The sequence below is a fragment of the Paenibacillus sp. Aloe-11 genome (assembly GCF_000245715.1).
Classification (GTDB): domain Bacteria; phylum Bacillota; class Bacilli; order Paenibacillales; family Paenibacillaceae; genus Paenibacillus; species Paenibacillus kribbensis.
In genome coordinates, this window is the sequence record NZ_JH601061.1 from 25,928 (window position 1) to 38,429 (window position 12,502).

At 48.2% G+C, this 12,502-nt stretch carries 10 protein-coding genes and 1 pseudogene; 4 read left to right on the forward strand and 7 right to left on the reverse strand.

The window, feature by feature from the left end:
* Positions 1-1,108: DUF2515 family protein (locus tag WG8_RS19555; RefSeq protein ID WP_007431973.1), on the forward strand; the 1,108-nt coding region annotated here is incomplete at its 5' end.
* A gap of 26 nt (positions 1,109-1,134) precedes the next feature.
* Here WG8_RS19555 and WG8_RS19560 read toward each other — a convergent pair.
* The 7 genes from WG8_RS19560 to WG8_RS19590 form a co-directional block, all read right to left on the reverse strand.
* Positions 1,135-2,769 (reverse strand): putative polysaccharide biosynthesis protein, encoded by a 1,635-nt coding sequence (locus tag WG8_RS19560; protein WP_007431974.1) that lies wholly within the window; start codon positions 2,767-2,769, stop codon positions 1,135-1,137.
* Positions 2,770-2,900: 131 nt separating this feature from the next.
* Complete coding sequence (locus WG8_RS19565; protein ID WP_007431975.1) at positions 2,901-3,380, reverse strand: DUF456 domain-containing protein; 480 nt, start codon at positions 3,378-3,380, stop codon at positions 2,901-2,903.
* 48 nt (positions 3,381-3,428) lie between these two features.
* A complete protein-coding gene (locus tag WG8_RS19570; protein ID WP_007431976.1) occupies positions 3,429-4,181 on the reverse strand; it encodes a Cof-type HAD-IIB family hydrolase in 753 nt (250 codons plus the stop codon).
* Between the two features lie 82 nt (positions 4,182-4,263).
* Positions 4,264-6,342 (reverse strand): peptidoglycan D,D-transpeptidase FtsI family protein, encoded by a 2,079-nt coding sequence (locus WG8_RS19575; protein WP_043891266.1) that lies wholly within the window; start codon positions 6,340-6,342, stop codon positions 4,264-4,266.
* 191 nt (positions 6,343-6,533) lie between these two features.
* The gene (locus WG8_RS19580; RefSeq protein WP_007431978.1) at positions 6,534-8,615 is read right to left on the reverse strand and encodes a peptidoglycan D,D-transpeptidase FtsI family protein; all 2,082 of its coding nucleotides are present in this window, start codon (positions 8,613-8,615) and stop codon (positions 6,534-6,536) included.
* A 19-nt stretch (positions 8,616-8,634) separates the two neighbouring features.
* Positions 8,635-9,786: a transglutaminase domain-containing protein gene (locus WG8_RS19585; protein WP_007431979.1), complete on the reverse strand. Its 1,152-nt coding sequence runs from the start codon at positions 9,784-9,786 to the stop codon at positions 8,635-8,637.
* A gap of 15 nt (positions 9,787-9,801) precedes the next feature.
* Complete coding sequence (locus WG8_RS19590; protein ID WP_007431980.1) at positions 9,802-10,284, reverse strand: hypothetical protein; 483 nt, start codon at positions 10,282-10,284, stop codon at positions 9,802-9,804.
* 223 nt (positions 10,285-10,507) lie between these two features.
* Between WG8_RS19590 and WG8_RS19595 the strand changes: the two genes are divergently transcribed.
* The 3 genes and pseudogenes from WG8_RS19595 to WG8_RS19600 all read left to right on the forward strand — a co-directional run bounded on the left by WG8_RS19595 (position 10,508) and on the right by WG8_RS19600 (position 12,413).
* A complete protein-coding gene (locus WG8_RS19595; RefSeq protein WP_007431981.1) occupies positions 10,508-11,680 on the forward strand; it encodes an MFS transporter in 1,173 nt (390 codons plus the stop codon).
* 158 nt (positions 11,681-11,838) lie between these two features.
* Positions 11,839-11,907 (forward strand): annotated as a pseudogene (locus tag WG8_RS29575) (YjcZ family sporulation protein); the annotation flags it as partial.
* 164 nt (positions 11,908-12,071) lie between these two features.
* Positions 12,072-12,413, forward strand: a complete 342-nt coding sequence (locus WG8_RS19600) for a toprim domain-containing protein (protein ID WP_007431982.1) — start codon at positions 12,072-12,074, stop codon at positions 12,411-12,413.
* Positions 12,414-12,502 lie beyond the last annotated feature (89 nt).

Genomic DNA, 12,502 nt, shown 5'->3' on the forward strand with positions numbered 1-12,502 from the left:
TGCAATGGATGAAGCCGAAGCACTCATGCTGACGAACGGACCGGCTACGCGGCCCTCTTCGTTAAATATGCCTTTATGTGAAACAGACTGTGAGCTGCTGGAGCGGATCAAGAACGATACCGCACAGCAGAATCGCAGCAATATCACACGGACTACCGCTTACCTCGAATGCTATCGCGGCTATCCAGAATTGCATTGGGCACTGCTGGCTCATCTCGTTTCCCGCAACGGCGGTTACAATATGACCGATCTCAAAGGCGGCCTGATTGGCAACCTGTTCGGCGAACAGGAAAAGGAGTGGCTGTATCGGCTGCTGGAGCGCTGTAACGCGCTCATTTTTCAGGACGCGTATCCGCAGCTCCAACTGTACATGCACAGCCGCCGTTTGGGCCGGAGCTGCTTTCATTTATTGCCCTATTTTCACGTATCGCCTTTCATGAAACCCTTTTGGGAACGCTTCTGGGCTTGGCGGGATAGCTCTCTGTTGACCGTCGCCCTCATTATTAACGAACAGAACTATATTGAGGGTCGTGTTGTGAAGGACCCGTATTTTCAAAAATTTGTGATGCACAAGCCTGGCTTTTATTTGCATGATTGGCTTCAGCTCAACCAGATTATATTTCCGCTGGGATTGAATGGCGGGCTCGCCGGACTGGTGATGGAACGTTTTGGTCATCTGGGCGAACGGATCGGCTTTGGCAAAAGCCTCTATGCCATGCTGTTTGGCCACCAGCAGGTGCTGGATCAAGTGTCAGCCTTCGTGACCAGCGTGCCGCATACCGGTTCACGCAGCGACTACTGGCCTGGACTGTTCACCTCATATGAACAAAAAGCGCTGCGCTCTCTTCGAGAGAACGCAACGCTTTTAGCACATGAATGGCTGCCGCCAGGAAAACGTCTCTACAGCCCGGAGCTGAATGCCGTCTGGTCGGATACGGCTTATGATCCGATTCCCCGCTATGACTGGTTTCAGGACGGCTCCACCCTCGGGCATCTGAGCGAGCCAAGACGGCCGCTGTTATTTGCGATGCGGCACGAGCATCGCCACGGCATCCAAAAAACAGCCATGGCCCACGACGCCCATGTCAGCCTGCGGCCTTTTCACTGAGCAGGCTAAAAAAACTACCTGGCTTTTTAGCCTTGTTCTGCCGAAGACCCACGCTGAAGACGCATCAGCGGACGCAGTACCTTTTGCAATATACGCGGATAATTGCCCAACTCGTCCCTGCGAAGCACGCCCAGGACTACCAGCAGCACCAGATAGCATACCAGCACAACTGCTCCCGCAATACAGCATGCGATGAAGAAGGCCACCCGTGCAGGCATAAGCTGCACCAGCAGAATGCAAGCTTCATTTACACCGTAGCCGATTGCTCCCGAGACGACGACTGCGGTCAAAAAGCCTACCCAGCGACGGCCCATGATGGAGAAGGAAACAATCCCTTTGAGTACACGCAAATTCAACAGTGTAATGACGAGGAAACATAATCCGGTCGCGCCAATGATACCGTAAATTCCAAGCCAGCCAGCCAGCAGCCAACTCGCGACAAATTTAACCACGATACCGACCATGACATTAACCATGGAGATACGCGGCTTGCCCATACCGATCAAAATAGAGTTGGACGTCATCATTGTAATCTGGAATATCGTTCCCAGCGTCAAAACAGCGATAATCCCGCTGCCTCCAAGCGAGCTGAACAGCAAGCCATTAATGGAATAGGCGGTTACACATAAAGCCAGCACAATCGGCATTCCAGTCAAAATCGAGATACGCAGGGCCAGCGTCATCTGGTTTTGCAAATGGCGCTCATCCTTGCGGGCAAAAGCCGCCGAAATGATGGGTATGAGCGATTGGCTGAGCGCAATGGCCAAAATCGGGGGAATTCCCGCCACACTTTGCGCCCGCGACCCTAGATAACCCAATTGGGTAGTAGCCATATCCAATCCAATTTGGCCGGACAGCAATCTAACCACAATCGACGTATCAATAAAATTGACCGCCGGAACGGTCAGGGATGACAATACAATGGGAATGGACAGCGTGAAAATGTCTTTGTAAATGCGCAGCATCGGCAGCGGAGAGCTTTCCTCCTGGAATTGCTCTTGTCGATCCTGGCGATCCTGACGACGCAATTTCACCGTATAGTACAGCATGACCGCCAGAGCGCCAATACTTCCCATGACTCCCCCAAAGGATGCCCCGGCCGCAACCTCACGGTCTCCATAACCCAGCTTCAAAATAATAAAAGCGAGTAAAATAGCGGTCGCCACCCGTGCAACCTGCTCCACAATTTGTGATATACCGCCTGCGGTCATATTACCCCGCCCCTGGAAGTACCCGCGCATCATGGCAATGGCAGGAAACAGCAGCAAGGCTGGTGCCAAAGCCTGAATAGCCAAAGCAGACTGCGGAACCCCTGCTACATGCTCTGCAAAATAAGGCGCTCCAAAATACAGCACCACCGTGATGATAATGCCCGCCGCGGCCGCGAATAGCAAAGCTGCATGATACACACGTCGCGCTTCCGAAGGCCGATTCAGCGCATAGCGTTCTGACACCATTTTGCTTAATGTGCTAGGAATGCCGGCTGTAGCCACTGTGAGCAGCATCAAATAAGCGTTGTTCGCAATGGTAAACGAGGCGTTCCCCACGGAACCAAGCAAATGCTCCAATGGAACACGCTGTACCAGACCAAGCACTCTGGCCACTAGGGCAGCAGCGGCTAAAATAAGCGTGCCTTTAAGGAATGTTTCTTTATTGGACAAAATGTGTTCCCTTCTTTCTTGCTGTTCACATGCATGCAAAAGCTCCGCAAAAACAGTCATGGCCTGAGCCATCACCGGTGCGGAGCCGCATGTCGATTCTGTCTCTGCAAATCATAATAACGAGCTATCCGTTATAACACCCAAATCAAGAATACTATAATCATAGCAAGCTGCAAAATCACTTTCATGGCAGTACTGGTAAACAGCCCCAGTACAGAGCCAAAGCCCACTTTGATGGCTCGTTCCAGCGGGGCTTTGCCTATCAGCTCACCCAGCACAGCGCCGATAAATGGCCCCAAAATCAGGCCGAATGCTGGAATAACGAAGGGACCAATAATAATCCCGACCGTGCTGAGGGTCGCCGACAGACGCGAGCCGCCAAATCGCTTGACTCCCCACGCATTAACAGCATAGTCCGCAACAAAAAGTGCAACAACGATCAGTGTTTGTATAATCCAAAACAATGTATTATATGGAGCAAACGAGAAAAACCAACCGTATACAAAAAAAGCAAAATAGATGGCGAGCGCCCCCGGCAATACGGGATATACCGCTCCAGCCATGCCAACAATGAACAGCGCGACAATCACAATCCAGCCTATAACGTCCATGGGCCTCCTCCTTCTTGTCCATTCATCCTGTATGCAGCCTCATGTGTTCTATTTAACAAGTATATAATCGCGGATCACTTCTGCGATACCGTCTTCATTGTTGGAAGCCACGACCAGATCAGCCGCTTCTTTTACCGTGTCCTGAGCATTACCCATCGCTACGCCCAGTCCAGCCGCTTGAATGACAGCCAGGTCATTCAGACTGTCGCCAACTGCAACCACCTGTTCCATGGTAATTCCCAGCAGATCGCACACTTCAGCGATTCCACTGGCTTTGGATATGCCAGCCGGGTTAATTTCCAAATTCGTCATCGAGGAGTTGGAAATTTCAAGTCCCCCCATATCCTGAAGCTTGAGCAAAATTTGCTGGCGAATCTCGTCATTTTCCGTATTATAACCGAATTTGAGCCATTCCTGTGTATCTAATGTATCTGGCCAACGGTCTCTGTTATATAATTCCTCCGTTGAGTAGGCCCAAAACCAGGAGTCTGTTTCTACAGCAATCTGATGCATCTTGCGAATAAGCTCCCGATCAAGCAAATAACGGCGCCACAGCTCATGAGGTGATTTCCATACCTCACTGCCGTTTACCGTTACCATTGGCGTTTCCAAGCCGAGCTGCTGACCATAGGGCAGAGCATGCATCGCCGCCCGGCCAGTGGACAAGCATACGTGAATCCCTTCCTGAATCGCCTTGTTAATCCAGTTAATCGTATCCAGGGTAATCTCATGATTGTCGTTCAGCAAAGTTCCATCCATATCGAGCGCAAGCAGTTTGTATTTATAATGTTTCTCTCCCATGGTTTCTCTTCCTCCTGTATGTCCCATATGTCCAACGACATTTTACCATGAAAAAGAGAAGCCCACAAAAAAATTCAAGCCCTTACTTCGATGTCTGCGGCTTTTTTGGGATACCGTCCAGCCCGTACACCTCGTCATATGCATCAAATATTTTACGCGCCACCGGTCCTGCGCTCGTCGCGCCAAAGCCCCCTTCGGGAATAATGACTGCTACGGCCAGCTTCGGATTTTGCCGCGGTGCAAAAGCGATGAACACCCCGTTATCTTTAACCGCACGTCCCACTATCTGCTCAGAAGTCCCTGTTTTCCGGGCATAATCATACGGAAATCCATTAAATGCTTTAACATCCGTAGCCATGCCGCGAATGATCGTATTCCAGTACGTTTCGGAAAAAGCAACCTCATTCAGCACCTTAGGCTTCCATTCACGCACGATATTCCCTTGATCATCCACAATCTTACTGACCAAATGTGGCTGCATACGCTTGCCCTTTGTTGCCAGTACAGTCGTATACTGGGCGAGCTGCATCGTCGTGTATTTCCCTTGTTGACCGAAGGACGCCTGCACCAAGCGCGTCAGCGCACTTTCCTGCTTGCTCATATACTCAAGTCTGCCCGCCCATTCCCCCGGCAAATCTACTTCAGTCGGCACGCCTAATCCGAATTCCTTCATATACTTGTCCCAAACATCAATACCCTGATGCACGCCTACATTACTTCCGTACTTGTCATACAATGGCTTGCCCACCATATCCACCATAAACGTATTGGATGAGAACTCAATGGCTTTGTCCGGGGTCAAACTACCATACACATGTCCGCCCGAATTACCGACCCGGCTGGATTGGTTTTTACCATAATACGCGCTCCCTGTATCCAAATAAGTTTGTCCGGGTGAAAGCAAGTTTTCCTTCAACCCGATCAGCACCGTGAGGGGCTTAATGGTTGAACCCAGTAACACGGAGGACTCCGGGTGAGGACCCGATTTTCCACTCGGTACAGACTTAATCGTTCCGTTCCCCATTTTATGCTGAATTTCGTTATATACCGTAGGCGACGTACTACCGGTTTTCCATACATTAGGATCATAATCCGGCATACTGGCCATCGCTACGATATTTCCTGTCTCGACCTCCATCGCTACAGCAAAGCCCGTGGTGGCATCTTGGTGGAGCTTCCCGGATACCGTATGCGTATGAAGCCAATGAAGCTGATCCATAATCGCTTGCTCGGTTTTTTGCTGAATTTCCTTGTTGATGGTGGAATAGAGATGATGTCCTTTTTTCGGAGGAGTAATCGATTCTACTCCTTCCGGCATGCTGCGCGGATTGACTTCCACCGTTTTATAGCCGTTTTTTCCTCTCAGCTCGTCCTGGTATTGCAGCTCTAGGCCATCATATCCGACCGTTTCACTTTCCAGGTAAACCTGTTCCGGTCTTAGAACCTCCGAATTGGCTTGGAAAAGCTCTTTATATTTGGGCCGGTTCGCACGGGCACCTTTGAACTTGTACATATATCCAATCGCTTGGACCGCTACCCGATCCGGGTCATAATGACGGACACTCTCTTCTACGATCTCCACGCCGGGAAATTCCTTTTTGTGCTCCAGAAAATATGCGATTTCCTCCCGGCTTAGATCGGATTTGATCAGACGTGGGGTAAAGCCCCTATATTGACTATAGTCCGGGTCCAGACGCTTCTTAATTTCCGCTGCATCAAGCTTTTCTCCCTCTTGATGCCCCAATTTATTTAATTTGGCAGCAAGCTTATCAGCAAACGCATTCAGTTCAGGAAGCAGCTTTTCTCCAGGCTTACGGCCTTTCTCTGCACGCTTGCTATAATCCTGTGACAAGGTCACATACAGAGATTGTACCGGAGTCGAATACGCCAGCTTGACCGTACCCGTAGAGTCATAAATCGTCCCACGATTCGGAACTAACGGGATATTTTTGGTATTTACAGACTGCTGTAGCCCCTTCAACTCCTCGGATTGCACAAACTGCAGTATAGCCAGTCTGGTAATGATAAGGGCAAACAGCACAAAAGCACTGAAAAAAACAAGGTTCGTTCGCAAGGTCGTCTGCTTTATTTGTGTCTCTTCGTTCTCTTCATTGTTTTTCTTTTTGAATGAAAATTTTTTATCCAAACCACTTTTGTTCATACTGGCTGTCATTACTCCTTTCTGTTTGATCTCACATTTTGGTCCCATATTCCTGATCCTACCACAATTCATGTAAATAACGATGAAATTGGCGATTACAATTTTGTAAGAAATCATTTAAAAATAACAAAAAAACTTCCCTCAGCACAATGGCTAAGAGAAGCTTTATTAAATGATATTGTTGTATGAGATTATGGCTGTTTGCCTGCATTCGGGTCGGTTGCCGTGGTATCCTTTTTCTTAGGTACTCCGTCCAATCCATAAACTTCATCATAAGCATCAAAAATCTTGCGTGCTACAGGTCCGGCGCTCCAAGCCCCGAAGCCTCCTTCAGGAATGACAACCGCTACGGCCAGCTTCGGATTTTGTCGTGGAGCAAAGGCAATGAATACCCCGTTATCCTTCAGCTTGCCGCCTACGCTTTGCTGCGATGTACCTGTTTTGCGGGCAAAGTCATAAGGGAAACCATTAAATGCGCTGACGTCTGTAGCCATCCCGCGTATAACTTCATTCCAGTAAGCGTCCGGGAAGTTCACTTCATTCAACACTTTAGGCTTAATCGTCTGGACTACATTGCCGTTGGTATCTTTAATTTGGCTAACCAGATGCGGCTCCATCCGTTTGCCCTTGTTTGCAATCATCGCTGCATATTGCGCAAGTTGCATTGGAGTATACTTGCCTTGCTGGCCAAAGGAAGCATATGCCAGTCTGGAAAGGGCTGACTCGTCTTTTTTCGTATATTCTAAAAGCCCCTTAAACTCCCCTGGCAAGTCTACTCCAGTGGAAACGCCTAATCCAAACTCCTTCATATAACGGTCCCATACATTAACGCCTTGGTCTTCTGAGGCGTTATTAATATATTTGTTATATAAGCGCTTGCCAACCATGTCGACCATAAATGCATTGGAGGAATGGCGAATAGCAGAAGCCGGGTCCATTATACCGTATACATGACCAGATGAGTTTTGCACCCGTGATGAGTTGTTACGTCCGAAATAAGCCGCGCCTGTATCTTGATAGTACGTATTTGTTGTAAACAGTCCTTCTTCCAATCCAATAAGAACAGACAACGGTTTAATAGTTGATCCGAGAAGTACAGTAGAATCAGGGTGCTGTCCAGGTTGGCCAGAGCCAACGTTCTTAATTGTACCGTTTTGATAAACATGTTCAATTTCTTTATACTTTTCTGACGAAATTGTTCCAGTCTGCCAATAATTCGCATCATAGTCCGGCATACTGGCCATCGCGACTACATTCCCTGTATCCACTTCCATGGCTACCGCAAAGCCTGTTTTCGCATAAGGATGAGTCTTGCCAGATACAGCATGTGAATGGAGCCATCTCAATTGATCCATAATGGCGTTTTCCGTTTTAACCTGAATCTCTTTATTAATGGTGGAATAAATGTTGTTTCCCTTTTGCGGGGGAGTAACAGAATCTACACCTTCCGGCATGTTGCGCGGATCAATCGGGACGGTTTTATAGCCATTTTTCCCTCGTAACTGTTCCTGATATTGAAATTCCAGTCCATCAAAGCCAACAGATTCATTATCCATATAAATAAGTCCTGGGTCATTTTCAGCTGACATGGATTTTTGAATATTCTTATATTTAGACAACGATTCACGCGCACTTTTATAGCTTTTAATGTAGCCAACTGTTTGGACAGCCACCGTATCAGGATCATAATGGCGTACCGTTTCCTCCACGACATCCACGCCTGGAAACTCGCTCTTATGCTGCATGAAATAGGCAACTTCTTCTTTGCTGAGATTGGTTTTGATCAGACGGGGCGTAAAGCCGCTAAATCGTTGATAGTTCCGGTCCATAGCGTCCATAATTTGCTCCGCTGTCATTTTCGGCTCATTTTTATCACCATATTCAGCAAAGCGATTTGCCAGCTTTTGTGTCATATTCTCCAGCTCAGGCAGCAGCTTTTTATCATTATCACGCAATTTTTCCATGCTGTCGCTGTAGTTTTTGGAGAGTGTGATGTACAGCGATTGTACAGGTGTAGAATACGCCAGCCTGTTCTGCCCGGTTGAATCGTAAATCGTTCCGCGAATCGGCGTGAGCGGTACATTTTTGGTAACATTACTGGCCTCCTGCTGCTTAAGCTGGGGCCCCTCCACAAATTGAAGTATCGCCAATCTTACGATAATGACAGTAAATATAATGAACGAGCTGAAAAAGAACAGGTTAATCCTGAAGCTGAATCTTTTTCGGTCGGACGACTCGTTGTCTTTTCCCTGCTCGTTGTCCATCTTTCTCATGTGCCCTTCTCCACTCCTTTTAAATCACTTTATCCTTGATATGTGTCTGGGCAAAACCAGGCGGATTAAACCAGTTCCCGCTTTGTGCCCAGGTCGGGTCTAACGGTACCCACTGATCCCGCCCGCTTAAATACACTTCATTCCAGGCATGTGAACCATAGCCCCCCTGTCCGTTGTATCCCAGTCCGGTCACCACCTTGACCTGAAGCCCCTGAGATCGGGCCATCATTGCATACAGACGGGCATAATCGATGCAAACGCCCTTGCGTGTATCAAACGTGTCTCTAGGGGTCTGCTCATGCCACTCGCCACGCTGTTCATAGGCTTCTACCTTACCGTAATCATAGCTGATGCGGGTGCCTACCCACTCATACAGCGCTTTGGCCTTTTGCTCGTCACCACTAGCCCCCTGTGTAATCTTAGCCGCAGCTTGATTGATATCGTTCGGAATTTCACGGTCGATTATTTCGTATTTACGCTGCATGATGCCGTTTAATTCCTTGGTAACGGCCTGCGTAAATACGGGCAGTTTATCCTTAATCAGAGTACCGGATAACGGTTCAATGACCGATTGCGCCCCCTGCTTATAAATCGGTGAAGCCTGCACATAGCTGCTGAATCCGCTGTCCGGGTATAAGCTTACACCTATGAACAACAAGGCTATAACCATGATAGCGCGTGCTCCGCCGATCACCGTACCAATCCCGGCCCCGGCCACCCTGCTGAAAAAGCCTGATTTCTTTTGCTGCTCACGAACAGGAGAATCCAACCTGCCACCTACTACCAGCACATAAATCGCACGCAGTACGAATTGAGCGATCGCATAACTAAGCATAAACAATACGGCAAACCGCAGTAGCGGAAAACCCTCTAAACCTGCCACAAGCGTATAATAAAATTGCTCGATTCCGCTTAGTCCTCGCTGCGGCAAATGCTCCATATAAACCGCCAGCCATTGCTGCACCTTCGGTGAAAGCCACATGGCTAACCCAAGCGAGCACAAAATACCCGCCACAGTGAGTATGCCATCCACGATGAGACTAAACAGCGCACCTACAGATCTGGAAGCTCCTCGCCTCCACCCTTGTATCAACGACAACAGTACGATGGCGATCAGAAACACCGTCACGCCATTCCAATGAAGAACAGACTCCAGCCAGGATGGGTTCATTGTGCTCCTCCTGTCTTACGGCGACTGCGGCGACTGTGTAACAGCCAAGCTTTTCGCACTTTCGATATATTTCTTGACCGTATCGCTCATACTCCACTCGCCCAGCGACATTCCCTGATACCATACCTTGACCTTGTCACCCTCAAACGGACCTTTGACTTCCAGATTGGAGCTGGTTACCGAAAATGTACCATCCCCATTAGAGGTGTATTTTGCGTTCTGGCTCTCTTTTATCATCATGTTCAAAGCCTCGCTCTGAACCTTGTTAATCGCATCATCCTTTGCCTGAGTAACTACCTTGCCGACCTGCTCAAAGGAAATACCGCTGTAGATTAGCAAGCCTGCAACCACAATAATGACGATCAGCCATTTTACAAGAGTTTTTACAATATTCAATATGACAAACAATAGAACAAGCCCAATCAATATATACAGCCAGTTATCCTGAACGATCTGCCAATTATGTTGCAAAAACTCTGTCCAGACGTTCTTATCCATTTCGCTACACTCCCGTTTTCAACTGCATGATTCTAATTGCAAAATTGTCTCTGTAATTATACATGATTCCATGATGTCCTGTCAGCTTAGCTCTTTCCCACTGCATGTTCATTCAAATCTTGTCCGTACAAAATGGTCTATGTTCGTCCACTCCCGCGTACAACTTAGGAAGGGCCGATACGAACCAGTATGAAAATTACATTAGGGAAAGGGGGTCATCCACATGAAAACAGCCCTCTGGCTGTATCTCTTTTTGTTCATTGCCTTTTTTGACCTGCACGCACAATATCCGATTCTGACACCATTCGCTATTTCCCTGGGTGCGGCACCTACCTTTATCGGCTGGATGATGGGGATTTACTCCCTGACTCACCTGCCTGGCAATTTGATGGCCGGACCCATGGTCGACAAGCACGGCAGCCGCCGATATATTATGTTCAGCCTGACAGCCGCAGGCATCATCCTTATCATTCAATCGTACATCCACACCCCGTGGGAATTACTTTTTCTGCGTGCGATTAGCGGTTTTGTGCTGGCCTTTTTGTCCCCTGCCTGTCTGGCTATGCTGGCACAGCTATCTGATCATCCAGTTACACAGGGCAAATATATGTCAGGACACGGCGTCGTCCACACACTGGCCTCTGTCCTGTCTCCAGCGGCGGGAGCGTTCATCGTAGCCAGCTTCGGCTTTAGCGAGACATTCAGCTCCCTTGGCATCATTCTCGTAGTCACGGGACTTATGTCGTATTTCACCTTGCCTAAAGCAGCCCCCGCTCCACAGGCCCAATTATCTGACGGACAAACGACACCTGCTCCATTGTCCGAGTCACAGCCACTTTTACCATTCAATTGGCGCTATCTGTTCCTGCCTTTTGTTCTGGCGTGTGCACAAGGTATTTTATTTTATGAGATCCCATTGCGGAATAACGGCTCTGCGTCCATGATGTCTACCGGATTGCTCTTTTCCATCATCAGCTTGGGAGCGCTCTGTACGCTGAGCCTGCTTTTTCTAAACAAATATTCACCGATGGTGCGGCTGATTTGCGGCATTATTCTAATGTCCCTAAGCTTCTACGCACTCGCCATCGTAGCCGAAGCGACCATCGGCATCATCCTTTTTATTTTGGGAACAGCCAAAGGCATCATTTTCCCTGCACTTGCCTCTCTCTTTATACGGCTTGGAGGCACGCGGCTAGGTAAAACCTTTGCACTGCAATCTATTGCAACATCCATCGGCTCCTTTGCCGGGCCTGTCCTGGCGGGTCAGCTGCCGGATGATCTATCTCCTTTTTTTGTCGCATTCTTAATTCTAATGCTCGGTTTGCTGCTTATTCCTGTAAAGCGCTTATCTTCGACACCGCCATTATCTGCCCCCGGACCCTATCATCCCAGCTAATTTAAGATACGGCTACCTTTGCAGCCCAAAATGATGCTCCCGAGGGCAAATGCACAGTACCTGATATCCCTGCCAACATACACTAATTTGACTGAATAAATTATTAAAAAGGGGAGGTGCAGTCCATGAGCCACTGTCATCCTTGTCATGTTTTAGGAACTTCGACCGGCACTATTCTTGTTCTCTATATTCTTCTCGTCATCATTCTCCGTACTTGCTGGATTTAATATCTTGAATTGCCTAACATGCCGTCCTTGTACCCATGCCTGCCACTTCTGGCAGGCTGTTTTATTGTTTTTTGCATGAGAACCTCCTTTGGAGCTACACTATACACATATTCATTCATTTCCCGGGGAATTTCGAGCACAGGCATCAAGCAGGGGGTGGCAAGATGGCAATTACCGTCATTGTCGAAGGAAAAAATGACCGCAGTAAACTTCGCCGATTACTTGATCCGGAGGTTAACATTTTGTGTACCTTCGGTACATTAAACACTACAAAACTGGAATCCCTCCGCAAGCATGTCAAGAATGACGAAATATACTTATTTATGGACAACGACAGCTCCGGGAAAAAAATACGGGGTGTGCTTGCAGATACTTTTGCAGATGCACATCATATGTATACCCGCAAAGGATATGCCGGCGTTGAAGGCACTCCAGATGAATATGTGATCGCTCAATTGGAAAAAGCAGGGCTGGAGGAATATATTTTATATCCACCTGTTCTTTAGTCAAAAAAACAAATATAGCTGTCCGCAGGCTGCTTTCATGCCTGTTGGACAGCTATAGGGTAACCCTGACAAATGGTACTAACCATCAT